Raw genomic sequence first — 26,322 nt, 5'->3', positions numbered from 1 at the left:
GCCCTATCTCGCCCCTGACCCCCGCACCACCGCCAGAAACGCCCCCAGCACCGGCGACACATCCCCGCGCCGGTGGATGCAGCTCAGCTCGATGTCCCGCAGAAACGCGCAGTCCAGCGGCCGATAGACCACCCCCGGCAGCCGCAGGCTCTCGCTGCTCGCCGTCGTGACACAGGCGCCGAAGCCACCCGCCACCAGCGCGATGGCGGTCAGCACGTCCTCGACCTCCTGCTCGATCTGCAGCGGCGTGCCTTCCTGTGCGAAGGCCTGCATCACCTGCTGCGCCAACCCGGGCAGCGGCAGGTTCGGGTAGAGGATCATCGGCTCGCCCTGCAGGTCCGGCAGGCGCACCGCCGCCTGCGCGCACAGCGGGTGTCCCTCGGGCAAGGCCACCCGCATCTGCTCGCGCAGCACCGTCTCGATCACCAGATCCGGCTCCGGCGGCACCAGCCGGTTGAAGCCGACGCTGATGCGGCGCTCGCGCAGCGCGTCGAGCTGCTCGGCCTTGGTCATCGTGTGCAGCACGATCTTCACGTCCGGCCGCTCGGCGTGGAAACGCGCCAGCAGCCGCGGGATCACGTCCAGCACGCCCGAGCCGAACAACCCCACATCCAGCCGCCCGGTCTCACCCCGCCCGGCCGCCCGCGTGCGCTCGCGGGCCCGCTGCGCCAGCGCCAGCAGGTTCGGCACCTCGTCCAGCAGCGTCTGCCCCGCCTCGGTCAGCTCCATGCCCTTGGGCGTGCGGGTGAACAGCGGCGCGCCCAGTTCTGCCTCCAGCGCGTGGATCTGGCGGGTCAGTGGGGGTTGCGCCATGTGCAGGCGCTCGGCGGCGCGGCCGAGGTGGCGCTCCTCGGCGACGGCGAGGAAGTAGCGCATCTGTCTGAGGTCCATCGGTGGCTCCGCGAGGATGCAAATACTGACAATAAATTCACATTAGTACGTGAAGCTATGTGAAGAATACGCATTCTTTTTCACAACCTGAGACCTGAGGAACGCGCCCATGAAGTTTGCCAGCCACTTCCGCGTTGCAGCCATCGCTGCGGCCGTTGCCACCCTGAGCGCCTGCGGCTCGACCGACGAGGCCCCGAGCGCCCCCACCTACGCCGCGCTGGAACTCAACATCGCCCACATCAACGACCAGCACTCGCAGCTGGAGGCCATCCCGGGTGTGGAGCTGACGCTGGACGGCGTGGCCACGCAGGTCGATCTGGGCGGATTCGCGCGTCAGACCACGCTGTTCAAGCAGGCTACCGCCGAGAAGAAGAACCTGCTCAAGCTGCACGCGGGTGACGCGGTGACCGGCACGCTGTATTACACCTTCTTCAAGGGCGAGGCCGACGCCCGGATGATGAACACGGTCTGCTTCGACGCCTTCGGCTACGGCAACCACGAGTTCGACGACGGCGACGGCGTGCTGAAGAACTTCCTCGACCAGCTCTACACGGCCGACTGCCAGACGGCCATCGTCTCCGCCAACGTCGTGCCGGAAGCCGGCTCCCCGCTGGCGCCGTCCGGCACGCCAGTCCACAAGCCCTACCTCATCAAGACCTATGACGGCGTGAAGGTCGGCATCATCGGCATCGACGTCGCCGGCAAGACCAAGGCCTCCTCGCGTCCGCTGGCCGGCACCCAGTTCCTCGACGAGACGACCACGGCACAGAAGTACATAGACGAACTCAAGGGCCAGGGCATCAAGCACATCGTGCTGCTGACCCACCAGGGCTACGACAACGACAAGAAACTGGCGGCGGCGCTGACCGATGTGGACGTCATCATCGGCGGTGACTCGCACACGCTGCTGGGCGACTTCACCAGCTTCGGCCTGAGCAGCTCGGGCGCCTACCCGACGGTGCTGAAGAACAAGGACGGCGGCACGGTCTGCATCGGGCAGTCGTGGGAATACAGCAAGGTGTTCAGCCTGATGAACGTCAAGTTCGACACCCAGGGCGCGGTCGCGAGCTGCGCGGGCAACGCCTCGGTGGTGATCGGCGACAGCTTCAAGCGCAAGAACACCGCCGGCACCTTCGTCGCGGTCGATGACGCGACCAAGGTCGCGCTGACCGCCAAGCTGGCCACCGATCCGCGCATCAAGGTGACGCCCCCCGACACCGTCGCTGCGGGCGTGCTGGCCGGCTACACCGTGCAGGTCGAGGCCCAGAAGGCCAAGGTCATCGGCACCGCGACCGAATCGCTCTGCCTGGTGCGCATGCCCGGCGAGACCACCAACCGCTCCGGCGGCATCGCCGGCTGCGAGACCGCCAACACGCTGGCCCGCGGCAGCGACGCCGCACAGGTGGTGGCCGAAGCCTTCCTGGCCGCCAGCAAGCGCGCCCACTTCGCGCTGCAGAATGCTGGCGGCGTGCGCACCCCCATCAGCGCCGGCACGCTGACGATGAACACCGCGTTCACCGTGCTGCCCTTCTCCAACGTGCTGGTCGAGCTGGACCTGACCGGCGCCGAGATGGTGCAGTCGCTCGAAGACGCGGTCGCCAACTACCGCGACAACGCCTCGTCCGACGGCTCGCACCCCTACGCGGCCGGCCTGCGCTGGGACCTGGACCTGAGCAAGGCGCGCGGCAGCCGCTTCAGCAACGTGCAGGTGAAGGACCGCACCACCGGCGTCTGGTCGCCCATCGACCTGGCCAAGACCTACACCGTGGTGACCCATGACTTCGCTGCCACGGGCAAGGACGGCTACACCACCTTCGGCAAGGTCTATGCGGAAGGCCGCTACGTCAACACCTACCTGCTCTACACGCAGACCTTCGCCGACTGGCTGGTCGCGCGCGGCGGCACGGTGTCGCGTCCGCTGGCAGCGGACTACTCGCACCAGAAGGTGATCAGCGCAGCAGGCGTGGCGCTGCCCTGATGGCGCCATTCTCAATACTACCAAGGTATTGAGCTGTCCATATTCAGTATTGGACAGTATTGAAGGGGGTGCCTATCGTGGCGGTCATGGTCACCGACCCCGAGAAGGCACTCCCCATGAATCCCGAACTCGGCCACCGCGTCCGCACCGGCCCCTTCACCACCAACGTCCACGACCTCGGCAGCGCCGCCGAGGGCCAGCCACCCGTGCTGCTGATCCACGGCTCCGGGCCGGGCGTGTCGGCGTGGGCGAACTGGCGGCTGGTGATGCCGGTGCTTGCACAGCAGCGCCGCGTGATCGCCCCTGACATGGTCGGCTTCGGCTACACCGACCGCCCGGACGGCACCGCCTACCTGATGGACACCTGGGTGCAGCAGGCGCTCGACCTGCTCGACGCACTGGAGGTGCCACAGGTCGATCTGATCGGCAACTCCTTCGGCGGCGCGCTGTCGCTGGCGCTGGCCATCCGGGCGCCTGAGCGGGTGCGGCGGCTGGTGCTGATGGGCTCAGTCGGCGTGCCGTTCGAGATCACGCCGGGGCTGGACGCGGTGTGGGGCTACGAGCCGTCGTTCGAGACGATGCGCGGGCTGCTGGACATCTTCGCCTACAGCCGCGCGCTGGTCACGGACGAGCTGGCCGAGCTGCGCTACCAGGCCAGCATCCGGCCCGGCTTCCAGGAATCGTTCTCGGCGATGTTCCCGGCGCCGCGCCAGCGCTGGGTCGACGCGATGGCCAGCCCGGAAGCCGCCATCCGCGCGCTGCCCCACGAGACGCTGGTGGTGCACGGCCGCGAGGACCAGGTGATCCCGCTGTCGAACTCGCTGACGCTGGCGGACTGGATCCCGAACAGCCAGCTCCACGTCTTCGGCCACTGCGGCCACTGGACGCAGATCGAGCACAGCGCCCGCTTCGCGCAACTGGTCTCGCACTTCCTCGCCGAAGCCGACGCCCGCGCCACGGCCCGCTGAACCCACCGCTTCTGCCCCTCGTGGGTGCCCGCCTGCGCGGGCATGACGAGCGGATGTCAACCCGACCGAGTACCTGACGCCATGATGGACACCCAGACGATCGAACGCTACGGCGACGAGCTGTACGCCTCGCTGCTCAGCCGCATCCCCGTCGAGCCGCTGACCAACCGCGAGCCCGGCATCACGATCGACGACGCCTACCAGATCCAGCTCCGCATGATCCAGCGCCGCCTGGACGCTGGCGAGATCGTCGTCGGCAAGAAGATCGGCGTGACGAGCAAGGTGGTGATGGACATGCTCGGCGTGAACCAGCCCGACTTCGGCCACCTGCTCTCGGGCATGGTGTTCAACGAAGGCGAGCCGGTGGACACGTCCAAGATGATCGCGCCCAAGGCCGAGGCCGAGGTGGCGTTCATCCTGGCGCGCGACCTGACCGGGCCGGGCGTGACGGCGGCGGACGTGCTGCGCGCCACCGACTGCGTGATGCCGTGTTTCGAGATCGTCGATTCGCGCATCCGCGACTGGAAGATCAAGATCCAGGACACCGTGGCGGACAACGCCTCGTGCGGCGTGCTGACGCTCGGCGGCACGCGGCGCAGCCCGCGCGACCTCGACCTGGCGCTGGCCGGCATGGTGCTGGAGAAGAACGGCGAAATCATCAGCACCTCCTGCGGCGCCTCGGTGCAGGGCTCGCCAGTGAACGCGGTGGCGTGGCTCGCCAACACGCTGGGCCGGCTGGGCATCTCGCTCAAGGCCGGGGACGTGATCCTGTCGGGGTCGCAGTCGCCGCTGGTGCCGGTCAAGGCCGGCGACAGCCTGCACGCCAGCGTCGGCGGCCTGGGCAGCACCTCGGTGCGCTTCATCTGAACCCGAGCGGAATCCCCACCATGCAACTCGACCGCCAGACCATCGAACTGCTCGCCCTCCACGTCGAGGCCGCCGAGCTGAACGCCCGCGACATCACCAAGATCACAGACGACTACCCCCAGATGGACTGGGAAGACGCCTACGCCATCCAGGACGAGATCCGCCGCCGCAAGGAAGCGCGTGGCAACCGAACAGTCGGCCTGAAGGCCGGGCTGACCTCGTTCGCCAAGATGAAGCAGATGGGCGTGGAATCGCCCTGCTTCGGCTTCGTCAGCGACTACATGGCGCGCCCGGACGGCGGCGAGATCAAGATGTCCGAGCTGATCCACCCGAAGGTGGAAGCCGAGATCTGCATCGTCACCAAGGCACCGCTCAAGGGCCCTGGCTGCCATGTCGGCACGGTGATGGCGGCCATCGACTTCGTGCTGCCAGCGGTGGAGATCATCGACAGCCGCTACCGCGACTTCAAGTTCGACCTCAAGAGCGTCATCGCCGACAACACCTCGGCCTCGCGCTTCGTGATCGGCGGGCGCTCGCGCAATGTCGAGGAACTGGACCTGCGCACGCTCGGCGTGGTGCTGGAGAAGAACGGCCAGATCGTCTCGATGGCGGCCGGCGCGGCGGTGCTCGGCCACCCGGCGGCGGCCGTCGCGATGATGGCCAACCACCTCGGCGCCCGCGGCCAGGAGATCCCCGCCGGCACCTTCATCATGACTGGCGGCGTCACGGAAGCCATCGCGGTCAAGGCCGGCGACAGCGTGAACGTGCGCTTCCAGGATCTGGGCAGCGTGTCGATGCGCTTTGTCGAATAACCCCGAAAGCTCCCCATGACACAGAACCGCAAGATCAAGTGCGCCCTGATCGGTCCCGGCAACATCGGCACCGACCTGCTCGCCAAGCTGCAGCGCAGCCCCGTGCTCGAACCTGTGTGGATGGTCGGCATCGACCCCGAATCCGACGGCCTCAAGCGCGCACGCGAGATGGGCATCAAGACCACCTCGGACGGCGTGGACGGCCTGATTCCCCACATGCGGGCCGACGGCGTGCAGATCGTCTTCGACGCCACCAGCGCCTATGTCCACGCCGAGAACTCGCGCAAGGTCAACGCCGAAGGCGCGCTGATGATCGACCTGACGCCGGCGGCGATCGGGCCGTACTGCGTGCCGCCGGTCAACCTGAAGGCCCACGTCGGCTCCGGCGAGATGAACGTCAACATGGTCACCTGCGGCGGGCAGGCGACGATCCCGATGGTCGCTGCGGTCAGCCGCGTGCAGCCGGTCGCCTACGGCGAGATCGTCGCCACCGTGTCCAGCCGCTCGGTCGGCCCCGGCACGCGCAAGAACATCGACGAGTTCACCCGCACGACCGCAGGCGCGGTGGAGAAGGTCGGCGGCGCGAAGAAGGGCAAGGCGATCATCGTCATCAACCCGGCCGAGCCGCCGCTGATCATGCGCGACACGGTGCATTGCCTGGTCGATCCGGCCGCCGGCGAGCCGGACCAGGCCGCCATCACCGCCTCCGTCCACGCCATGCTGGCCGAGGTACAGAAGTACGTGCCCGGCTACCGGCTGGTCAACGGCCCGGTGTTCGACGGCCAGCGTGTCTCGGTCTACCTGGAGGTCGAAGGCCTGGGCGACTACCTGCCCAAGTACGCCGGCAACCTCGACATCATGACCGCCGCCGCCGCCCGCACCGCCGAAATGTTCGCCGAGGAGATCCTCAAGGGCGAACTGGTGCTGAAGCCCGTGGTCGCTGCCGCCGCGACCGCCGCCTGAACGCTGAGGGAGAACACACCATGACCGCCCCCACCCTGTCGAGCCTGCAAGGCAAGAAGATCACCGTCCACGACATGACCCTGCGTGACGGCATGCACCCCAAGCGCCACCTGATGACGCTGGACCAGATGAAGTCGATCGCCTGCGGGCTGGACGCCGCCGGCGTGCCGCTGATCGAGGTCACCCACGGCGATGGCCTGGGTGGCTCGTCCGTCAACTACGGCTTCCCGGCCCACACCGACGAGGAATACCTCGGCGCCGTGATCCCGCTGATGAAGCAGGCCAAGGTGTCGGCGCTGCTGCTGCCCGGCATCGGCACCGTCGAGCACCTGCAGATGGCGCATGACCTGGGCGTCAGCACGATCCGCGTGGCGACCCACTGCACCGAGGCCGATGTCTCCGAGCAGCACATCACCTACGCCCGCAAGCTCGGCATGGACACGGTCGGCTTCCTGATGATGGCGCACATGAACTCGCCCGAAGGGCTGGTCAAGCAGGCCAAGCTGATGGAGAGCTACGGCGCCAACTGCCTCTACATCACCGACTCGGCCGGCTACATGCTGCCGGAGGACGTGAAGGCGCGGCTCGGCGCGGTGCGCGCCGCGCTCAAGCCCGAGACCGAACTCGGCTTCCACGGCCACCACAACATGGCCATGGGCATCGCCAACTCGATCGCCGCGATCGAGTCCGGCGCGACCCGCATCGACGCCGCCGCCGCCGGCCTAGGCGCAGGCGCGGGCAACACGCCGATGGAGGTGCTGGTGGCCGTGTGTGACCGCATGGGGATCGAGACGGGTGTCGACGTCTGGAAGATCCAGGACGTGGCCGAAGACCTCGTCGTGCCGATCATGGACTTCCCGATCCGCATCGACCGCGACGCGCTGACGCTGGGCTATGCCGGCGTCTACGGCAGCTTCTTGCTCTTCGCCAAGCGCGCGGAGAAGAAGTACGGCATCCCGGCGCGCGAGCTGCTGGTCGAGCTGGGCCGGCGCGGCATGGTCGGCGGGCAGGAAGACATGATCGAGGACACCGCCCTCACCATGGCCCGCCAGCGCGCCACCACCACCGCCTGATCCCGGGAACCACCCAAGGAGCCCCCCATGCCATTCGCCCAGATCTACCTTCTCGAAGGCCGCACCGAGGAGCAAAAGCGCGCCGTCATCGAGAAAGTCACCGCCGCGCTGGTCGAGGCCCTCGACGCGCCCAAGCAGAACATCCGCGTCTGGATCCACGACATGCCCAAGGAGAACTGGGGCATCGCGGGGGTCAGCGCGAAGGATCTGGGGCGCTGAACGTCGCAGATCCCCAGTTCACTGAGGACTGTGGGTCTTCAACCAGTCGCGCAAGGCGCCATCCAGCCGCGCCTGCCACCCAGCACCGGTCGCCCGGAAGGCCTGCAGGATGTCCGGCGAAAGCCGGATGTTGATCGACTCCTTGGCAGGTCGCTTGCCTGGACCACGCTGGCCGGGTCGGCGTCGCTCCTGCAGGACGGCTTGTACGGCGGCAGTGCCACACCGCCTGCCGGCACGACAGTGGCACTGCGCCAGAACGACACCACTTGCTCCGGGTCGTTCGGGTCATAGGCGTCGGTCCCCTGGTCCTGCTCGACCTGTTCCGGCGCCCGGGACAGCATGGCTTGCAGTTCCTCAGGGCTGTATTTCCGAGATGAAGTAGCGTGCTTCATGTTTCGTGGCCTGTCTCAGGGAGATGACGCGCAGGTCATCGCCTTGCTCGGTGAAAGTCATGTGGACGATCTGGTTTTATCGTATTCACAAAAAACTGCTTTGCCGATCACGCTGGTCCATCCACACGACCAGCGCGACCCCCGCCGCCAGCAACCCCGCGATCCCGCCAAACGCCACCGCGTCCGACCACGTCGCCGCCACGAACCCGAGACACAGCGGCGTCGGCAGCCGCAGCGCCCCGGCGACCAGCGACGCCACGCCCAGCGCGTCGGCCGCGCGCTGCGGCGCCTGCCGGGCCACCAGCGCGAAGCAGCACGGCACGACACACGCCGTGCCCACCCCCACCAGCGCGAAGCCGAGCACGCTGCCGGTGAACCCGTCCGCCAGCGCCACGGCGGCAAAGCCGAGTGCGGCCAGCGCCAGCGACACGGTGATGACGCGGTGGTCCTCGACATGCCGCCGCAGCGTGTCGCCCAGGCTGCGCACCACCGCCTGGCAGCCGGCGAACAGGGCCGCGCCCGCCCCGGCCAGCGCCGGGTTCGGCGCTCCCTGCTGCGCGAGGAACTGCGCCGACCACATCTGCGCGGTGATCTCGGCGGCGATGCACACGCCCAGCACCACCCCGAGCAGCAGCACCGGCAGGCCCAGGTGCGTCCGCGGCGGCGCCACCGCGACACCGCCCGCCGATGGCGATGAAGACCCCTGCACCACCACCACCCGCGGCGGGATCAGCGTCAGCGCCCACACCACCGGCGCGATCGACAGCACCGCCAGCCCCGCGCACGCCAGCGCCCCGAACTGGCTCGCCACCACGCTGCCACTGATGGCGCCGAGAGCAAACGCCCCGGACGCCGCCGCGTGCATGCGGATCAGCACCGGCCGGCCCGCCTCGCGCTCCAGCGCCGTGCCGTCGGTGTTCATCGCCAGATCGACCGTGCCGGCGGTCACACCGAGCGCGATCAGGCTCACCGTCAGCGCCAGCGGCGAGCCGGCAGCGAACAGCGCCACGAAGGTCAGCGCGTGCAGCACCAGCATGCCCCGCATCAGCCGCCGCACCTCGACACAGCGCAACACCCGACCGCCCACGGTCATCGCGCCGACATAGGCCGCGCTGTGCAGCGTCAGCGCCAGCCCGAGGCCGGCGGTGTCGAGGCCGGTCTGGCGCATCAGCGTCGGGATCGCGCCCGCGAATAGCCCGAGACCGAACGCGAAGGCGAAGAACACGCCGGTGAGGACGGCCCGGGGCCGCTGCGAAGGGGTCATGGACAGTCCGGGAAGGTCGGGAGTTCAGGACTCATCGTGAGCGCGCCAGGTCGAAATCCGCCGTGTTGCGCTCGTCCACGTACACGCTGGTCGGCTGCACCTGGCTGCGCGCGTGGCACACGACGACCACGTTGCTCAGCGGCTGACGGCGGTGCAGCACCTCCACCGCGCAGCGCCCGTACACGCTCTCGATCGTCGCCAGCAGGTTGCGCGCATAGGGCGTGGCGAGCTGGCCGTCGAGGATCAGGTTGGCGATCAGCACGCCATCGGCGGTCAGCACGCGGCGTGTGCTCTGCCAGAACTCGTGCGTGACGAGGTGGCCGGGGATCGAGGTGTGGGCGCTGTACACGTCGACCACGGCGGCGTCGAAGCGCCGGTCGGTGGAGGCCACGAAATGCCGCGCGTCGTCGACGATGAACTCGCCGCGCGCCGCTTCGCCGAGGAAGTGCTGCTCCGCGATGGCGCGGATGGCGGGGTCGATGTCGACGTAGGTGTAGCGGTTCTCGGTCTCGCGGTGCGACAGCGTGAAGCCGCCCGCGCCCAGCACCAGGATCGGTCGGTCGCGCAAGCCAAAGTCCTCCAGCAGCACGCGGCGGATGTGGCTGACGTAGCGGGCGTAGTGTGGCGGCGTGCCCTCGTCGATCAGGGAGGCGATGGAGTTGTTGCTCTTGAACGCGCGCGGGTTGATGGCGCCGTCGAGCTGCACCGGCACGACGCTGTAGCTCGCGTAGGCCGTGTCGATCCCCGGCCGCTGCCACCCGTGGCCCGCGCCGACCAGCGCCAGCACCGCCGACGCCATCAGCGCCGTGCGCACCCCGCGCGCGCTCACCAGCACGAAGCCGAGCACCAGCAGCACCGCACACACCGACACCGCCGCCGACACGCCCAGCCACTGCATCACCCCCAGCGACAGCGTCACCGAGCCGAGGAAGGAGCCGAGCGTAGAGTAGTACAGCGCATAGCCGCTCGACTCGCCGGCCCGGGCGTGCTGCATCAGGTTGGTGAGGATCGGCACCGTCTGGCCGAGCAGCCACGCCAGCGGACACAGCACGGCCGCCATGAAGACGAGGTAGGCCAGCCACGGCGCCGCCTGCATCCCTGCGAACAGCCCGTCCACGCTCACCCCCGCCAGCCCCACCGCGCACAGCCCCGCCGACCACAGGAAGTTGCGCGACACCGTGGCGAGGTAGTCGCGCTCGACCCGCGCCCCGGTGTGGTACCCGAAGGCCAGCGCGAGCAGGAACAGCCCGATCGTCGGCGCGGTGACGACGATGGAGCTGCCCAGGTGCGGCACGAGCTGGCGCAGCGCGAGCACCTCGGCGCCCAGCGAACAGAAGCCCTCGATGAAGACGATGGCGTAGAGCTGCGGGCGGGACAGCGCGGGCGCTGTCATGGGGTGCGGGTGCAGTCGATCGAGTCGTCGAAATAGGCGCGCGTGTTGACGTGGACCGCTTCGCTGGCGAGCAGTGTGTCCACCGGCCACCACTGCAGCGCGCTGTGCTGGCTGTCGAGGGAGCGCACCGAGTCCTCGCCGACGGTGACCTCGTAGGCGAGCACGACGTAGTGCGTCGTCACGTCCTCGGTGCCGGAGAAGTTGTCGGGGTAGAGGTGCTCGAACACGCCGAGCGGCCGGGCGGCGGCGACCTCGTCGGGGTGGAAACCGAGTTCGGCCGCCGCGATGCGGCGCAGCGCCTCGGCCACGCGCTCGTCCTTGAGGATGCGCCCGCCGGGGACGAACCAGGTGCCCTGCGCCGGGCGGTTCTGGCGCAGGCCGAGCAGCACCTCGCCGCGCGCGTTGCGGCAGACGAGGTCGATCGACACCAGGGGGGTGTGGCGGACGACGGTCAGGAGGGTGTCGTGGGGGAGGTAGTGGCGGTGGGTGGGGGTTGGCGGCGCGGTCATGGACACGAGTATTGCGGATCGCGTCGATAATTTTCGAAACCGAGGGCCATCCCATGACGACATTCGAGACCGCACGCTCCCCCGACATGCTGGAGCACAGGCCCGAAGCGCGCGCATTCAAGATCGAGGACCTCATGCTGGAGATCCGGCGGGGCCGGCTGCGAATTCCTTCGTTTCAGCGCCGCCTGGCTTGGGACCGCGAGGATGCACGCAAACTGGTGGACAGCCTGTACCTGGGCTATCCAGTGGGCACCTTGCTGCTCTGGGAAACAGCGGCACCAGCAGATCAGATGCAGTGGGGTGGCCTGCGTCTTCAGGCCGAGGCGAGACCGGATGCCCTGCTGGTCGTGGATGGTCAGCAACGCCTGGTATCACTGGCGCGCATCCTGTTGACCACCGATGACGACGACGACGATTTCGCCCTGTACTTCGACCTTGACCGCAAGACCTTCGTCCTGCCACCCTCGCCGGGCAACCTCGACGACGACCCGGCCCGCTGGTTGCCGCTGAACCGCCTGCTGGATTCGGAGCAGTTGTTCGAGTGGCTCTACGAACGCGAACCCAGCCGCGAGCGCCGCGAACGGGCGCTGCAGCTCGGCAAGCGCCTGCGGGAGTACGACATCCCGGCGTACATCGTGCGCAATGGCAGCGAGTCGATCCTGCGGGAAATCTTCGGGCGGCTCAATTCGATGGGGAAACAACTCAAAGCGGCCGAGGTGTTTGATGCATTGAACGGCATGCGTATCGGGAAAAACCCATCGTCCCTGGCGGACATGGTCCTCGCGCTGGCCCAGTCCCTTGAATTTGGCCATATCGAGGAGGACATCCTCTACCGATTGCTGCGTGTGTTGCATGGGCTGGATGTCGTCTCCGGGGGCAACGCTGAACCGCTGCGGTTAAGCCACCATCTCGCCAGTGAGCTGTACACACAGACCGAGCAGATTGCCCGTCAGGTGGTGCGCTTCATACGCCGCGATGCAGGTATCCCTCACTACAACCTGCTGCCGTACAAACAACCGCTGGTCACGCTGGGCAAGTTCTTCAGCTACCACCCTCAGCCGAAACCACGGTCACGCGAGTTGCTGGCCCGCTGGCTATGGCGTGGAGCACTCAATGGTGATCACCTCGGCAACGCAGTCTCGACCCGTGCAGCACTGAATCGGATTGATCCGATCGACGAAGAACTGTCCGTTCAATGCATGTTGGAGATGGTGGGCAACGAGCAGCCGCGGCTACCGACCTCCACAGAGCCCTTCAACTTTCGTTTTGCAGCCAGCAAGCTGCAGGCACTCGCGTTGCTGGAGTTGCAACCGCGAGATCTGGAAACGGGTGAACTGATTGACATGGGAGGACTGCTGGACTACCGGCAGGCAGGGCAAGAACCTCCATTCGTTCCGCTGCTGAAGGGCTCGTATGCTGAAGGTGCTCTAGCCCTGTCCGTGGCCAATCGAATGGCACATCCCGTGCGACCCGGCCTGCGCAGGACATTGCTGCAGGTGACAGATGACGCCACGCTAGCCTCGCACGGCATCAGTCAAGAAGCGTTCGCCGCCCTTCAGGGGGGCGACAGCGTGCGGTTTCTGAATTTGCGTGCTACAGCACTTCAACTGCACTTCGAACGGGTGTTCGCCCGGCACGCACGCTGGGACGCCACAGACCGCCCATCGCTCGCCTCGCTGGTCGTGTCCGATGATGAGGAGGACACATGACACGCACCATCAAACGCCTGCGTGTCCTGCTCGGCGATCTGCCCGTCGGGCGACTGACGCTGGACGATGCTGCTCGCTGCGAGTTTCACCTGCTGGAGTCCTACCGCCACAGCCACCCCCGACCGGTGCTGGGCCAGAGCTTCGAGGACGATCTCGGTGCCCACCGACGTGCGTTGTCGCGATTGCCTGCGTGGTTCTCGAATCTGCTGCCCGAAGGCGCGCTGCGGGAACTGGTCGCTCGGGATGCAGGCGTCGAGCCCGCGCGGGAATTCAGGCTGCTGGAACACCTCGGTCACGATTTGCCCGGCGCGATTCGCATCGAGCAGGACGACCCCCCAGCAGTGCGGGCAGACGCCGAGTCTGCGGACGCCCTGGAAGACCTGGCGGCCGGCACACACGAGGACAGCGCCTGGCACTTCTCGCTGGCCGGCGTGCAGCTCAAGTTCTCCGCGCTGCGCAGCGACCGGGGCATGACGGTGCCCGTTTCGGGCCAGGGCGGGGACTGGATCCTGAAGCTGCCCGACCTGCGCTATCCCGGCGGGCCAGCCAACGAATACGCGACGATGCGCTGGGCGGCGGCCAGCGGGATCACCATTCCCGAGATCGACCTGGTGGACATCGCACAGGTGAGCGGGCTGCCGGCCACCGGCATTCCCCGTCAGGAAACCCAGGCGTTTGTCATCCGGCGCTTCGACCGGCCGGCGACGGGCGAGCGCCTCCACATGGAGGATTTCAACCAGATCCTCGGCCTGTACCCCGAGCAGAAATACGCCCGCTTCAACTACGAGACGATTGCCCGGCTGACGCTGGTGCTGACCGGCGCCACCGGGCTGGAAGAGCTGATCCGCCGCTACGTGTTCATGCTCGCCAGCGGCAACGGCGATGCGCACCACAAGAACTGGACACTGCTCTACCCCGACGGTGTTCAGGCGGTGCTGTCGCCCGCCTATGACCTGGTGTCCACGGTCCAGTACATGCCCAGCGACAAGCTGGCGCTCAACTTCGGGCGGTCCAAGCAGTGGGCGGACATGGGGATGGACACCTTTCGCCGGCTCGCCCGCAAGATCGACTTCGACGAGGCGCGACTGGTGGCGTGGACAGCGGACGCCGTGGACAGGACACGGGCCGCCTGGGCCCGCTCGGCCGGCGAGTTCGGCTACGACCGCGAGGGACAGGCGCGGATCGACGGGCACCTGAAGACGGTGCCGCTGTTCGGCACGCCATGAACAGACCATGAAAAACGGCGCCCCGCAGGGCGCCGCCATCATGCATTCGAGGCGATCAGCGCCGGATCAAACCGCCGCCGCCTTCACCTTCAACCGCCACGCATGCAGCAGCGGCTCGGTATACCCGCTCGGCTGCGTCTGCCCCTTGAACACGAGGTCCAGCGCCGCCCGGTAGGCCGCGCCGTCCGGGTTCGCCGCGAGCGACTTGTACGCCGCGTCCCCGGCGTTCTGCCCATCCACCTTCACCGCCATGCGCGCAAACGTCTCGCGCACCTGCGCCTCGGTCACCACGCCGTGCAGCAGCCAGTTGCACAGGTGCTGGCTGGAGATCCGCAGCGTCGCGCGGTCTTCCATCAGGCCGATGTCGTTGATGTCCGGCACCTTCGAGCAGCCCACGCCCTGGTCCACCCAGCGCACGACGTAGCCCAGGATGCCCTGCACGTTGTTGTCGATTTCCTGCTGGCGCTCGGCGTCGCTCCACGTCGCTTCGGCCACGACCGGCACCGTCAGCAGGTCGGTCATCAGCTTGTCCGTCAGCGCCGGGTTCGCGGCGTCGCCGCTGGCCTCGATCTGCTGCTGGACGGCCGCCACGCTGATCTGGTGGTAGTGCAGCGCGTGCAGCGTCGCGGCGGTCGGACTCGGCACCCACGCCGTGTTGGCGCCGGCCTTCGGGTGGCCGACCTTCTGCTCCATCATCGCGGCCATCAGGTCGGGCATCGCCCACATGCCCTTGCCGATCTGGGCCCGCCCGCGCAGGCCGCAGCTCAGGCCGATCAGCACGTTGCGGCGCTCGTAGGCGGCGATCCAGGCGCTGGACTTGATGTCGCCCTTGCGCATCATCGGGCCGGCGTGCATGGCGGTGTGCATCTCGTCGCCGGTGCGGTCGAGGAAGCCGGTGTTGATGAAGGCCACGCGCGACGAGGCGGCGGCGATGCAGGCCTTCAGGTTGACCGAGGTGCGGCGCTCCTCGTCCATGATGCCGAGCTTGACCGTGCTGTCCGGCAGGCCGAGCAGTTGCTCGACGCGCGTGAACAGCTCACAGGCGAAGCCGACTTCGGCCGGGCCGTGCATCTTCGGCTTGACGATGTAGACGCTGCCGCTGCGGCTGTTCTTCAGGCCGTTGGCGCCGTGGCGCTGCAGGTCGTGCAGGGCGATGGTGGTGGTGACCACGGCGTCCATGATCCCCTCGGGGATTTCCTTGCCCTCGGCGCCCCAGAGGATCGCCGGGTTGGTCATCAGGTGGCCGACATTGCGCACGAACATCAGCGAGCGGCCGTGCAGCACGACCTCGGCGCCGTTCGGGCCGGTGTAGACGCGGTCGGCGTTCAGGCGGCGGGTGAAGGTCTTGCCGCCCTTGGCGACTTCCTCGGTCAGCGTGCCGAGCTGGATGCCGAGCCAGTTGCGGTAGGCCAGCACCTTGTCTTCGGCGTCCACGGCGGCGACCGAGTCTTCCAGGTCGAGGATGGTGGACAGCGCCGACTCGATCACCACGTCGGACACGCCGGCGGCGTCGGTCTTGCCAGTGGCGGTGGCGCGGTTGATGAGGATGTCGAGGTGCATGCCGTTGTTCACCAGCAGCACCGAGGTCGGCGCGGCCGCGTCGCCCTGGTAGCCGACGAACTGGGCCGGGTTGTCGAGGCCGGTGGTGGCGCCGTTCTTCAGCGCGACGACCAGCCGGCCGCCTTCGACGCGGTAGGCGGTGGCGTCCTTGTGGGTGGCGCCGGTCAGCGGGGTGGCCTGGTCGAGGAAGTTGCGGGCGAACTCGATCACGCGGGCGCCGCGCACCGGGTTGTAGCCGCCGGCCTTCTCGGCGCCGTTGGCTTCGGAGATGGCGTCGGTGCCGTACAGCGCGTCGTACAGCGAGCCCCAGCGGGCGTTGGCGGCATTCAGCGCGTAGCGGGCGTTCAGGATCGGCACGACGAGCTGCGGGCCGGCCTGCAGCGCCAGTTCGGCGTCCACGTTGGCGGTGCTGGCCTGCACATCGGCAGGCACCGGCACGAGGTAGCCGATCTGGTTCAGGAAGGCCTGGTAGGCGGCCATGTCGACGATCGGGCCGGGGTTCGCCTGGTGCCAGGCGTCCATCTCCAGCTGGATGCGGTCACGCTCGGCCAGCAGCGCGGCGTTCTGCGGCGCGAGGTCGCTGACGATGGCGTCGAAGCCAGCCCAGAACGTCGCCGAGGCAACGCCGGTGTTCGGCAGCACTTCATCCTCGATGAAGCGGAACAGTTCGGTGGCCACTTGCAGGCCGTGGATCGTGGTGCGTGCGGTCATGGTGGGAACCTCAGGAAGGAAGGAAATTCAGGACATCGCGCAGGCTGCCGCCCACGCGGGTCGGCTCGGTGCCGAGGGTTTCGAGCGGCGCGCCGGCCCGGTTGACCCACAGCGTCGTGTAGCCGAACCAGGTGGCGCCGAGCGCGTCCCAGCCATTGCTGGAGACGAACAGGATCTGTTTGGCGGGCAGGCCGAGCGTGGCCGGGCCGAGCGCGTAGGCGCGTGGATCGGTCTTGAAGGCCCGCGCCGGCTCGACGCTGATGACGTGGTCGAGCAGCGGGCCCAGCCCGGCGCTGCGCACCGCGATGCCGAGCATGTCGGGGTCGCCGTTGCTGAGGATGCCGGTGGGGATGCCGCGCGACTTCAGGCCGTCCAGCACCTCGCGCACCTCGGGGAAGGCGCTCAGGTGGCGGTACTGGTTCATCAGGTGCTCTTCGGACGCAGAGGGCAGCGCGAGTTGCAGCCGCGCGCAGGCGTGGCGCAGCGCGGCGCGGGTGATGTCCCAGAACGGGCGGTAGCGGCTGCCGTCGGGCGCGCTCATGGTGAGGAGGCGCGTGTAGTCGATCTGCTTCTCGCGCCACAGCAGCGACAGCGCCTCGCCCCGGCCGGGGAAGAGCTGCTCGGCCGTCAGCGCGACGCTGTAGACGTCGAACAGCGTGCCGTAGGCGTCGAAGAGCACCGCGCGGGGCGCTTGTCCGGCAGGAAGGGAGGGCTTGTCCATCCCGTGAATCTATTCCAGACTTCACATGCCATTGTGTGGATGGAAATCGAATGATTCGGAACTTTTTTAGATGTAATGTTCAGCATGATCACCAATGCAATCGGCCCGGGACCACCGATATGTTCAGTGGTCCCGGGCCGTGGTGTGCCCGCGCAGAGACAGACGGAGGGGAAGGATCAGGCCGACTTGCGCTGGCGACGGCTCGCGAAGCCCAGTGCACCCAGACCCGCCAGCATCATGGCGAAGGTTTCAGGCTCGGGAACCGCCGAGACCGCTGCAGCCCCCGTCAGGCTGATGTTGTCGAGGAACACGACCCCACTGGACGATGTGCCAGTAAAGCTCAGCAGCTCTGTTCCGCCTGCGGCATTGAAACTCAGGACTTGCTGGACCCAGCCCCGACCGACCGGTGTGGAAAACGTCGGGTGCAGCTGAGTGCCACCCAGGCTGACCGAGTAGGTCTGGGGATCGCTGCCGAGCGAATATCCCGCTTCCCACCAGCTGAGCGTGTAGAGGCCACCGCCACCGTCAACGGTCTGCTGGAGAACATCTGTTCTGCAGGGCAGCGACCTGTTCGCCGTTGGACGCATCAAAACCACCCAGCGTGCGTGGCGTTCCCCACGCCACGGAATCCTTGTCCACGATGACAGGTGCCCAGCCAGACCAGCCATCCATCGGGCCGCAGTCCAGACCTGCCACACCACCGTAGCAATAGCCGTCAGCATTCAGATTGACAGCACTCTCGAAGCCACCGTTGGTGACCAGTTCCGCGCTGTTTGCCGCTTGGCCGAGCAAGCTCAACATGGCCAAGGCAGCAAGATTGGTGAATTTGTTCATGATTTTCCTCTGGGTTTTGACATTCCACCTTGAAGCGGAATTGTCGGTTAATTTGAAACAATCATACGCAGTAGCGATCGACGTCTGGGCCCCGTGGATGAGGGGGGCCCATCGTGCATAGTGCAGATCAATTGCGGCATGTGGCCCTCACGTCAATCGTCAATAGTTGGCAACCCACATCCGTGTGGTCACATATCAAATTTCTTGACCCCCTTGATTAAATGGACAAGCTCAAACAAATCGAGACATTTATCGCAATCGTCCAGCGCGGCAGCCTCACAGCCGCCGCCGCGAATGAGGGGGTTGCGCCGGCGATGATGGGCCGGCGCATGGACGCACTGGAGAAACGTCTGGGCGTGAAGCTGCTCGTGCGCACCACCCGCAAGCTCACGCTGACCCACGAGGGCAGCGCCTTCCTCGAAGACTGCACCCGCGTGCTCGCCGACCTCGCCAGCGCGGAGGCCAGCGTCAGCGCCGGCGGCGTGAAGGCGAGCGGCCATGTGAGGATCACGGCGCCGGGTGGCTTCGGGCGGCGGCATGTGGCGCCGCTGCTGCCGAGGTTCCTCGCGCTGCACCCGGAGGTGTCGCTGTCGCTGAACCTGTCGGACCGGATCATCGACATGGTCAACGAGGGCTACGACTGCGCGGTGCGCGTCGGCGACATGCCGGACTCCAGCCTGATCTCGGTGCGGCTGGCCGACAACCGGCGGCGCTGCGTGGCCGCGCCGTCCTACCTCGCGCGGGCCGGCACGCCGCAGCAGCCACTCGACCTGATGCGCCACGAGTGCCTGACGCTCAGCTCCGAGGCCAGCCAGTCACGCGGCTGGGCGTTCCTGGTCGACGGCGCAGTGCAGTACCTGCGACCACCCGGTCGGCTCGACTGCTCGGACGGGCAGGTGCTGCACGCCTGGTGCGTGCAGGGCCTGGGCATCGCGTGGCGCAGCACGTGGGAGGTGGAGGCCGACCTGCGCGCCGGTCGGCTCGTCAGCGTGCTGGACGACCACGCCGCACCGCCGAACGGGATCTATGCCGTGCTGCCGCATGTGCGGCACCTGCCGCTGCGGGTGCGGCTGTGGGTGGATTTCCTCAAGCACAGCTACAGCGCGCCAGGCTACTGGAGCGGGGGCTGAGGGGGGCCCGACCGGCGTCGGCGTGCGCCCCCCGCCACCAGCCCCAGCCCGGCCAGCAGCAGGGCGCTGGACGCCGGCTCCGGCACGGCAGACACCGCCGTCAGATGGATGTTGTCCAGAAACACCGTCCCGTCCGTCTGCGCGCCCACGCCAGCAAACTCCAGGAGGTGCAGCCCGGCCGGCGCCGTGAAGGTGGCCTGGTGGAGCGACCACGCCTGGCCCGCCTGGACATCGAACGTCCCCAGGATCGTGCCGCTGAACCGCACCTCATACTGCTGGTCGTCGTATGCGGGCCGACCAGCATCGCGCCAGCGCAGGGTATAGGCCCCACCGGCCAGCGTCACCGCCTGCTGCAGGTTGTAGGTATTCTGGATGGCCGCCACCTGATCGCCCAGACTGGCGTCGAAACCCGCGAGTGCCCCGGGATTTCCCCAGAATGTCGACGTGGCGGCAATCTGCAGCGGCAATACCCCATTCCAGCCCGCAATCCCGCCGCAGTCCTGCCCCGCCAGGCCTTGGTAACAATATCCGTCCGCATGCAGCTGGACAGCGTTCTCGAAATTTCCATTGAGCAGCAGATCGGCCCCATAGGCCGAAGGGCTCAGCAGGCCGACCACCGACAATGCCGCAAGACACAGGCTATTTCTCATCGCAGTTTCCTCTGGAATAATGCAGGAGTCAGTGCGCCGACTGACATGGAAAATCATACGCATGTCGCCCGTCGGAATATCCCGTGAACATGGGGTGGCACGTGCATAATTCATGCTAGCACCCGAATTGAAAAAATGCCTCTGGCTTTTCCCGGCACCGTCAGAACGGTATTCCAAATACCTAGCAGCATTATCTTCTGGTCATCCGCGGATAACATCGAAAAAATAACCCCATCTCTTGCAATCGGTGGTGGGGTGGGCGGATGGACGGGTGGGCGAGTGTTCGATGTCCCTGCGCACGTCCCCCGGGTTGTCGCGGCTGGCATGATCGCCCCCACAGCGGTAACAATTCACACCGCACTGAGAACCCCAAGGAGCACACCATGAAGTGGGACGGACAGCGAGAGAGCAACCAGGTGGAAGACCGCCGCGGCCAGGGCGGCTTCAGCGGCGGTGGCGGTGGCCGCATGGGCGGGCGGCGCGGGGTCGGGCTGGGCACGATCGCGATCGCGCTGGTGGCGAGCTGGGTGTTCGGGGTCAACCCGATGACGGTGATCGGCGTGCTCGGCGGCATGGGCGGCGGCGAGCCGGAGGTCGTGCAGCAGGCGCCCGCCGGCCAGACCCGCGCAGCCCCGCAGGACCAGAACGCCCGCTTCATCTCGACCGTGCTCGCCTCGACGGAAGACGTGTGGGACGGCATCTTCCGCCAGGCCAATGCGCAGTACCAGAAGCCGGGCCTCGTGCTCTACACCAACGCCACCCGCACCGCCTGCGGCACCGGCCAGGCGGCGATGGGCCCGTTCTACTGCCCCGGCGACTCGAAGGTCTACCTCGACCTCGATTTCTTCGAGACCATGCGCCGCCAGCTCGGCGCGCCCGGCGACTTCGCGCAGGCCTATGTCGTCGCGCATGAGGTCGGCCACCATGTGCAGCACCTGATGGGCATCACCGACAAGATCGACGCGATGCGGGGCCGCGTCAGCGAAGCGCAGAACAACGCGCTGTCGGTGCGGCTGGAGCTGCAGGCCGACTGCTTCGCCGGCGTCTGGGCGCACCATGCGCAGCAGGCGAAGAACTGGCTCGAACAGGGCGACCTCGAAGAGGCGATGAACGCCGCCGCCCAGATCGGCGACGACACGCTGCAGCGCAATGCCGGAGGCCGTGTCCGCCCGGAGAGCTTCACCCACGGCACCAGCCAGCAGCGCATGACCTGGTTCAAGCGCGGCCTGCAGACGGGGCAGCTCGCGCAGTGCGACAGCTTCCAGGCGCGCAATCTGTGAGGCGGTGACCTCGGCGGACTTCAGCCCGGCGCAGCGCCGAACCACCACGCCAGCAGCGCAAAACTCCCGAACGCCAGCACGGTGGACGCCAGGATGATCCGCGCCACCCGGCCGTTGTCGGCGCCATAGCGTTCGGCCAGCAGCGAGACATTGCTGGCGCTCGGCAAGGCGGCGGCCAGCACCAGCACCATCAGCTGGAAATCGCTGAGCGCCAGGCCCGCCGCCTGCGCCGCCGAGCCCGCCGTCCACACCAGCAGCGGGTGCACCACCAGCTTGATCAGCGCCACCGGCAGATAACGCCCGATCGGCATCGGTGCGCCGGGGCGGCCCTGGGCGTCCAGCCCGGAACGCCAGAGCACGGCCCCGATCGTGAACAGCGCCACCGGACTGGCTGCGTCGGCGAGCATCGCCACCACCTTGGCCAGCGGCCCGGGCAGCGTGAACCCGGTCACCGAAGCCACGGCGCCCAGCCCGATCGACCACGGCAGCGGATTGCCCAGCGCCGCACGCATCGACCGCCCGATCGCTGCCCGCAGCGCGGCGGCGTCCCCGGCGTGGCTGGCGGCCGGGTCGTCGTGGTGCAGTTGCGCCAGCGCGATGCACAGCGAACTGGTGATGAACAGGTCGGCCAGCACGGTCGTGATCGTCGGCCCAGCCGCCGCCGGTCCGAGCAGCGCCACCAGCAGCGGCACGCCCATGAAACCGGTGTTCGGGAAGGCGGCCACCAGCGCACCGAACGCGGTGTCGCGCAGGTTGCCCGCCGCGCGGCGGGTCACCGCCACGGTCAGCGCCACCACCGCCAGCGCGCACAGCAGGTACACACCCAGCACCACCGGATCGAACAGCTCGCGCACCGGCAGGTTGGCCCCGAAGCGGAACAGCAGACAGGGCAAGGCGATGTAGAGCACGAACGCATTCATGCCCGGCACCGACGCCAGCGGCAGCAGCCCGCGCCGCGCCGCGAGGTAGCCGATGAGGATCAGGGCGAAGAAGGGGACGGTGACGGAGAAGATGGCCTGCATGGGCCGAAGTATCCCAGCCACTTGCGTACCTGGCGCACCGCATCGGCCTGCACCAGTGCCAGCGCACGGTCGAGATGCCCCTGCACCACCGCGCGGTGACGGCGCTCGCGGTCACTTTCATCGAGCCAGCCGTGGGCGCGGGCGATCTGCGTGTCGCTGCTGCCATCGACCGCGGCCATCAGCACATCGCGCGCCAGCGGATCGAGCAGGCCGAGGCGGTGCACCAGCTCGTGCTCGGCGAGGGCGGTGAGCGACTCGGCACGGTAGCGGTCCAGCAAGGGCCGCAGGGTCTCGACCAGCAGCTGCGGCGAGCGGCTGTCGCCGAGCAGCTTCTTCAGGCCACTGGCGCGCTGCAGCTCCACGACGCCCTCCTCCTTGTTCAGCTCGCGCGCGATGCCGTAGTTGGTCTGGCCACGCAGCACGCGGCTGATCACTTCGCGCTCGGCCGGCGTGAGTCCGTCCAGCACGATCTGCAGCAGCCGGCGGTCCTCCTCGGCGGCCTGGCGCAGCGCGGGCTCGCGGTCGAGGAAGCGGCGCAGCGTGTCCTTCAGCTCGTCGGGCGAGGCCTGCTTGGAGAAGAAGTCGACGTCCGACCGGCGCGTGACCTGCTGCACCGCCAGGCGCACATCGCCCCCGTGCGGCCCGGTCAGGAACACCACCGGCATCGGGCAGCGCAGCGCCAGCAGGCGGTTGAAGATCTGCAGCCCGTTCATGGCACCGGGCGGGGCGAGGTCGAAGTCGATGTCCAGCGTCACCACGCCGCGCCGGTTCCACAGCGGCGTCGACAGGAACGCTTCACCGCTGGCATAGCCGCGGGCCTCGAAGCCGTCGGCACGCAGGGTGTAGAGCAGGCCATCGCGGAACTCGTCGTAGTCGTCGATGACGTGGACCAGGGGTGGCTCAGGCAGGAAGCCGGGTGGGTGCATCGGGAAGATCCTCCGGTGGCGCGGGCGGGGTGAGCGGCAGGGTGATGACGAAGTCGGCGCCGCGCGGCAGGTTGTCGGTGACGACCAGCTGGCCACCAAGCTTCTCGATCCAGTGGCGGCAGATGTACAGGCCCCAGCCACTGCCGCCGCTGCGGGTGGAGTAGCCACGCTCGAAGATCTTCTCGCGCAGCGCCGGTGGCACGCCGCGGCCGCGGTCCCGGACATGGATCTGCACCTGGCCGGCCTCCTCGTCCACATAGCTCTCGACGCTGAGCTGGCGGTTGGTGATGGGGGTGTCCTCCATCGCCCAGATGGCGTTGCGCAGCAGGTTGCTCAGCACCTCGCACAGCGCCAGTCGGTCCAGCGTCACCGGCGGCAGTTCGGCCGAGACGCCGTTGTGCATCACCACGTTCTGCGCGGCGGCGTAGCTGCTTTCCTGGGCCAGCGCGTCGGCCACGGTCTCGCGCAGGCTGGCGGGCTCGGCAGCGGCCTCGTCGCGCAGCCAGGGGCGGAAGCGCTCGACGATGTCACGCATGTGCTGTGCCGCGCGGCCGGCGATGCGCACACCCTCGCCGAGGTGTTCATGGCGGCCGGCCTGCAGGTGTTTCTGCACCCCGTCGAGCGCGTTCAGGCAGGCGCCGCAGTGGTTGGAGATCTTGTGCAGCAGCTCGCCCGCGCGCTCGCCGAGCAGGTAGACCGAGGACTGCCGGCGCAGCTCGTCGTTCAGCGCTTCGAGGCGGCGCTGGTCCTCCAGCTCGCGGGTGACGTCGGTGCTGGCGAGGATCCAGCCCTCGCCGCTGCCCAGGGCACGGGCGCTGACCTGGGCAGTCCAGCGCGTGCCGTCCGGACGGGCGAACGGCACGCGGTAGCCATCGGGGCGCGCCTGGCCGGCGAGGATGACATGGAGGTGTTCATCGAGCCGGTCGGTCTGGTCCTGGGGCCAGAAGGGATAGGGCGGGGCGACGCCGATCAGCGCCTCGCGGGGCCAGCCCGAGGTCTCGCAGAAGGCGCGGTTGACGTAGGTGATCTCGCCCGTGCGGTTCACCACGCGCAGGCCCACGCCGATCGACTCCTCGATGTCCTCGCGGAAGGCGATCTCGCTGCGCAGGGCCAGCGCAGTGCCCTGGCGGGCGGTGATCTCCTCGCGCAGGGTGTGCTGGTAGTCGCGCTGCGAGCGGCTCAGCCAGCGCAGGCTCGCCCCGACCATTCCCACCAGCCCGACCGCCAGCACCGACAGCAGCACCTGCACCTGCCGCACCGCCGCGGGCACGGTCTGTGGCACCGCCGCCGCGGACGCCCCTGCCACGGCCACGGGGAGCGCGGCATACCGCTGCACCAGCATCAGCGCAGGCTGGCTGTCGGGCACGGCGTGCAGCCGGTCGGTGAAGTGTCCGGACGGCGCCGGCAGATCGACCGGCCCGCCCCGCGCGAGCCGGGCACGGGCCTGGGCGAGGTACTCCGGGGTGGCGAAGTCCTCGGTCTCGCCGTGCAGGTAGCGCTCGGGGCGGCCATCGTCCAGCCGCAGCAGGTGGGCTTCGACGAGGCCGGGCTGGCTGGCGCTGCAGCGCAGCGCGTCGGCGCTCAGGGGCTGGAGGTCGAGGTCGCTGCGGCGCTGGGTCGGGCTCAGGCGCTGCCAGGCCTCGATCAGCCGCCGCGCACAGGCGTCGCCAGCGGCCGTGTCGCGCGGTGCGGGGGCCGCCGACGCCACGGCCGCGGGCGCGGCGGGTGCTGCGCGGTTCGGGTCCAGCCGGGCCGGCAGCAGCTCCCAGACCAGCGCGAGCAGCAAGGCCACCGCGGCCAAGGCCGAGGCCACCGCCAGACGCTGCAGCCAGCGGATGCGCGTGCGCGGGGCGGCGGGCAGAACGTCGGGGTGACTCACCATCGGCGGACCTGCTCAGTGCCGGGCCTGCATGCGGGAACAGGCGTCGACACGCCAGCCGCTCACAGGACGTGTCGGGTCGACCTCGCGCCATTTGGCATGGTGCGGCGGACGGGCGAGCGCGGGCAGCTCACGCTGCAGCAGCGCGCCCAGCCGCTTCAACTGCCCGCAGCGGCGCTGCTGGTAGTCGGTGCGCCGCGGCGAGAAATCAAAGGCCATCAGCAAGGCCCGCACCGCCAGCGTGTCCACCGGCTCGCGCACCCAGGCGTAGTCGTTCGGCCCGATGCGCGCCGCCTCGTAGCCCACGTTGTCCGTCGGCAGCGCCAGCGGCATCAGGTGGACCTGGTCGAGCGGACGGGCGGGATGGGATAGCAGGGCATCGAGGCTGGCCAGGTGCGGCGTGGGCTTGCCGGCCACGATCACCATCGCGTCGGCGCGCCCGGTCAGCACGCTGCACAGCGCGGCGGCGGCCGTCTGCTGGTTGTCGAGCTGGCCCGGGGTGACGCCGGCTGCGCGCAGCAGGTTCTCGGCGGTGTGCAGGCTGCCCTGGGAACTGGCCGCGGTCACGACCCGCCGCCCGGCCAGATCGGCGAGCGACTGCACCCCGGTGCGCGCCAGCACATGCACCTCTTCCGCATACAGCGGCAGCACCAGGCGCAGCAGCGTCGCAGCCTTGCGGTCGGCCGGATCCGCCGCCCGCGCCAGCACCGACAGGATGTCCGACTGCGCAAACCCCAGGGCAGCGTTTTCCTTCGGATCGGCGAGCTTGCGCAGGTTGTCCAGACTGCCCAGCGTCTCGCGGTTGAACAGCGGCACCCCCTGTCGGCGCGCGACACCGACCAGATCCTCCGCCACGGCGTGGTAGGTGCCGGTGGCACTGCCGCTGACCAGGCCGATCGGGTCGGCGGGTTCGGGAGTGCCCGCCTCGACAATGGAGGCCAGCCGGGATGCTGCCGTCAGCTCGCCCATGCGGCGCGACAGCGTGTCGACACAGGCCGCCGAGGTCAGCACGGCCGCCGCCGGGGGGACGGGCACATCGGTCACGGCAGAAGCCGCGGCCCCCGACACGGTCGACGACAGCGCGCTCGACCGCAGCAGCGGCTGCAGCGCCACGCCACAGGCCAGCGCGCCGACCAGCGCCAGCGCAGCGCGCAGCCAGCGGTCGGTGCTCATGCCCGACGTCAGCCAGGGCAGCAGTGCACCGATCAGCACCGCCCCCAGCCCTGCGATCAGCAGCGGCTCGTTGACTCCAGCCCACACCATGGCGCCTCCCTCGGTCCCACCCGCCATGCGGCCAGACCGGCGCATGGGATTTCGTGAAATTCTCTACATTCTAGAAGTACGA

Annotated in this window: 25 protein-coding genes; 11 read left to right on the top strand and 14 right to left on the bottom strand. The window is 68.5% G+C overall.

Annotated elements, in window-relative coordinates:
- Positions 1-3 precede the first annotated feature (3 nt).
- The gene (locus U5O44_RS11560; RefSeq protein ID WP_322588629.1) at positions 4-891 is read right to left on the bottom strand and encodes a LysR family transcriptional regulator; all 888 of its coding nucleotides are present in this window, start codon (positions 889-891) and stop codon (positions 4-6) included.
- Between the two features lie 109 nt (positions 892-1,000).
- Here U5O44_RS11560 and U5O44_RS11555 point away from each other — a divergent pair, with 109 nt between their 5' ends.
- The 7 genes from U5O44_RS11555 (at position 1,001) to U5O44_RS11525 (ending at position 7,771) form a co-directional block, all read left to right on the top strand.
- The gene (locus tag U5O44_RS11555; RefSeq protein ID WP_322588628.1) at positions 1,001-2,869 is read left to right on the top strand and encodes a bifunctional metallophosphatase/5'-nucleotidase; all 1,869 of its coding nucleotides are present in this window, start codon (positions 1,001-1,003) and stop codon (positions 2,867-2,869) included.
- A gap of 116 nt (positions 2,870-2,985) precedes the next feature.
- Complete coding sequence (locus U5O44_RS11550; RefSeq protein WP_322588627.1) at positions 2,986-3,837, top strand: alpha/beta fold hydrolase; 852 nt, start codon at positions 2,986-2,988, stop codon at positions 3,835-3,837.
- Between the two features lie 84 nt (positions 3,838-3,921).
- Positions 3,922-4,704, top strand: coding sequence for a 2-oxopent-4-enoate hydratase (gene dmpE / locus U5O44_RS11545; protein WP_322588626.1), 783 nt, complete (start codon positions 3,922-3,924; stop codon positions 4,702-4,704).
- A 20-nt stretch (positions 4,705-4,724) separates the two neighbouring features.
- Positions 4,725-5,516 carry a 2-oxo-3-hexenedioate decarboxylase gene (dmpH, locus tag U5O44_RS11540; protein ID WP_322588625.1) on the top strand — a complete coding sequence of 264 codons (792 nt, stop codon included), beginning with the start codon at positions 4,725-4,727 and terminating at the stop codon, positions 5,514-5,516.
- Between the two features lie 15 nt (positions 5,517-5,531).
- On the top strand, positions 5,532-6,479 hold the full coding sequence (locus U5O44_RS11535) for an acetaldehyde dehydrogenase (acetylating) (protein WP_322588624.1): 948 nt from the start codon (positions 5,532-5,534) through the stop codon (positions 6,477-6,479).
- Positions 6,480-6,499: 20 nt separating this feature from the next.
- Positions 6,500-7,552: a 4-hydroxy-2-oxovalerate aldolase gene (gene dmpG, locus U5O44_RS11530; RefSeq protein WP_322588623.1), complete on the top strand. Its 1,053-nt coding sequence runs from the start codon at positions 6,500-6,502 to the stop codon at positions 7,550-7,552.
- A gap of 27 nt (positions 7,553-7,579) precedes the next feature.
- Positions 7,580-7,771, top strand: coding sequence for a 2-hydroxymuconate tautomerase (locus U5O44_RS11525; protein WP_322588622.1), 192 nt, complete (start codon positions 7,580-7,582; stop codon positions 7,769-7,771).
- An 18-nt stretch (positions 7,772-7,789) separates the two neighbouring features.
- On the opposite strand, the gene U5O44_RS23040 is transcribed toward U5O44_RS11525, so the two are convergent.
- From U5O44_RS23040 to U5O44_RS11505, 4 genes are all read right to left on the bottom strand, one after another.
- Complete coding sequence (locus tag U5O44_RS23040) at positions 7,790-7,906, bottom strand: BrnA antitoxin family protein (protein ID WP_416222211.1); 117 nt, start codon at positions 7,904-7,906, stop codon at positions 7,790-7,792.
- 342 nt (positions 7,907-8,248) lie between these two features.
- Entirely contained in the window at positions 8,249-9,427 is a 1,179-nt protein-coding gene (locus U5O44_RS11515; RefSeq protein WP_322588621.1) for an MFS transporter, read from the bottom strand.
- Between the two features lie 31 nt (positions 9,428-9,458).
- Positions 9,459-10,820, bottom strand: a complete 1,362-nt coding sequence (locus U5O44_RS11510; protein ID WP_322588620.1) for a fused MFS/spermidine synthase — start codon at positions 10,818-10,820, stop codon at positions 9,459-9,461.
- Positions 10,817-11,329, bottom strand: coding sequence for a GDP-mannose mannosyl hydrolase (locus U5O44_RS11505; RefSeq protein WP_322588619.1), 513 nt, complete (start codon positions 11,327-11,329; stop codon positions 10,817-10,819). The genes U5O44_RS11510 and U5O44_RS11505 overlap by 4 nt, the downstream gene beginning before the upstream one ends.
- A 53-nt stretch (positions 11,330-11,382) precedes the next feature.
- On the opposite strand from U5O44_RS11505, the gene U5O44_RS11500 reads away from it, so the two are divergent.
- The gene (locus U5O44_RS11500; protein WP_322588618.1) at positions 11,383-13,038 is read left to right on the top strand and encodes a DUF262 domain-containing protein; all 1,656 of its coding nucleotides are present in this window, start codon (positions 11,383-11,385) and stop codon (positions 13,036-13,038) included.
- Positions 13,035-14,264, top strand: a complete 1,230-nt coding sequence (locus U5O44_RS11495; protein WP_322588617.1) for a type II toxin-antitoxin system HipA family toxin — start codon at positions 13,035-13,037, stop codon at positions 14,262-14,264. Before U5O44_RS11500 ends, U5O44_RS11495 begins: the two co-directional genes overlap by 4 nt.
- A 66-nt stretch (positions 14,265-14,330) precedes the next feature.
- Here the strand turns inward: U5O44_RS11495 and U5O44_RS11490 are convergent, their stop codons facing one another.
- The 4 genes from U5O44_RS11490 to U5O44_RS11475 form a co-directional block, all read right to left on the bottom strand.
- Positions 14,331-16,535 carry a malate synthase G gene (locus tag U5O44_RS11490; RefSeq protein WP_322588616.1) on the bottom strand — a complete coding sequence of 735 codons (2,205 nt, stop codon included), beginning with the start codon at positions 16,533-16,535 and terminating at the stop codon, positions 14,331-14,333.
- Positions 16,536-16,545: 10 nt separating this feature from the next.
- On the bottom strand, positions 16,546-17,256 hold the full coding sequence (locus tag U5O44_RS11485; protein WP_322588615.1) for a haloacid dehalogenase type II: 711 nt from the start codon (positions 17,254-17,256) through the stop codon (positions 16,546-16,548).
- A gap of 176 nt (positions 17,257-17,432) precedes the next feature.
- The gene (locus tag U5O44_RS11480; RefSeq protein ID WP_322590478.1) at positions 17,433-17,843 is read right to left on the bottom strand and encodes an FxDxF family PEP-CTERM protein; all 411 of its coding nucleotides are present in this window, start codon (positions 17,841-17,843) and stop codon (positions 17,433-17,435) included.
- Positions 17,782-18,090 (bottom strand): hypothetical protein, encoded by a 309-nt coding sequence (locus tag U5O44_RS11475; protein ID WP_322588614.1) that lies wholly within the window; start codon positions 18,088-18,090, stop codon positions 17,782-17,784. Before U5O44_RS11475 ends, U5O44_RS11480 begins: the two co-directional genes overlap by 62 nt.
- A gap of 221 nt (positions 18,091-18,311) precedes the next feature.
- On the opposite strand from U5O44_RS11475, the gene U5O44_RS11470 reads away from it, so the two are divergent.
- Positions 18,312-19,220, top strand: a complete 909-nt coding sequence (locus U5O44_RS11470; protein WP_322588613.1) for a LysR family transcriptional regulator — start codon at positions 18,312-18,314, stop codon at positions 19,218-19,220.
- Here the strand turns inward: U5O44_RS11470 and U5O44_RS11465 are convergent.
- The gene (locus U5O44_RS11465) at positions 19,202-19,870 is read right to left on the bottom strand and encodes a PEP-CTERM sorting domain-containing protein (protein WP_322588612.1); all 669 of its coding nucleotides are present in this window, start codon (positions 19,868-19,870) and stop codon (positions 19,202-19,204) included. The genes U5O44_RS11470 and U5O44_RS11465 overlap by 19 nt on opposite strands.
- A 383-nt stretch (positions 19,871-20,253) precedes the next feature.
- On the opposite strand from U5O44_RS11465, the gene ypfJ reads away from it, so the two are divergent.
- Positions 20,254-21,150 (top strand): KPN_02809 family neutral zinc metallopeptidase, encoded by an 897-nt coding sequence (ypfJ, locus tag U5O44_RS11460; RefSeq protein ID WP_322588611.1) that lies wholly within the window; start codon positions 20,254-20,256, stop codon positions 21,148-21,150.
- A gap of 20 nt (positions 21,151-21,170) precedes the next feature.
- On the opposite strand, the gene U5O44_RS11455 is transcribed toward ypfJ, so the two are convergent.
- Genes U5O44_RS11455 through U5O44_RS11440 form a run of 4 tightly spaced genes read right to left on the bottom strand, consistent with a single transcriptional unit; the run spans position 21,171 to position 26,240 of the window.
- Positions 21,171-22,172 carry an AEC family transporter gene (locus tag U5O44_RS11455; protein WP_322588610.1) on the bottom strand — a complete coding sequence of 334 codons (1,002 nt, stop codon included), beginning with the start codon at positions 22,170-22,172 and terminating at the stop codon, positions 21,171-21,173.
- The gene (locus U5O44_RS11450; protein ID WP_322588609.1) at positions 22,130-23,098 is read right to left on the bottom strand and encodes a response regulator transcription factor; all 969 of its coding nucleotides are present in this window, start codon (positions 23,096-23,098) and stop codon (positions 22,130-22,132) included. The genes U5O44_RS11455 and U5O44_RS11450 overlap by 43 nt, the downstream gene beginning before the upstream one ends.
- Complete coding sequence (locus U5O44_RS11445) at positions 23,073-24,977, bottom strand: sensor histidine kinase (RefSeq protein WP_322588608.1); 1,905 nt, start codon at positions 24,975-24,977, stop codon at positions 23,073-23,075. Before U5O44_RS11445 ends, U5O44_RS11450 begins: the two co-directional genes overlap by 26 nt.
- A gap of 15 nt (positions 24,978-24,992) precedes the next feature.
- On the bottom strand, positions 24,993-26,240 hold the full coding sequence (locus U5O44_RS11440; RefSeq protein ID WP_322588607.1) for a TAXI family TRAP transporter solute-binding subunit: 1,248 nt from the start codon (positions 26,238-26,240) through the stop codon (positions 24,993-24,995).
- Positions 26,241-26,322: the final 82 nt, after the last annotated feature.

The sequence above is a fragment of the Sphaerotilus sp. genome, assembly GCF_034519685.1.
In the GTDB taxonomy this organism is placed as follows: Bacteria; Pseudomonadota; Gammaproteobacteria; order Burkholderiales; family Burkholderiaceae_C; genus Sphaerotilus.
Note: the sequence above shows the minus strand (reverse complement) of the source record. Positions and strands in the feature narration are given on the sequence as shown.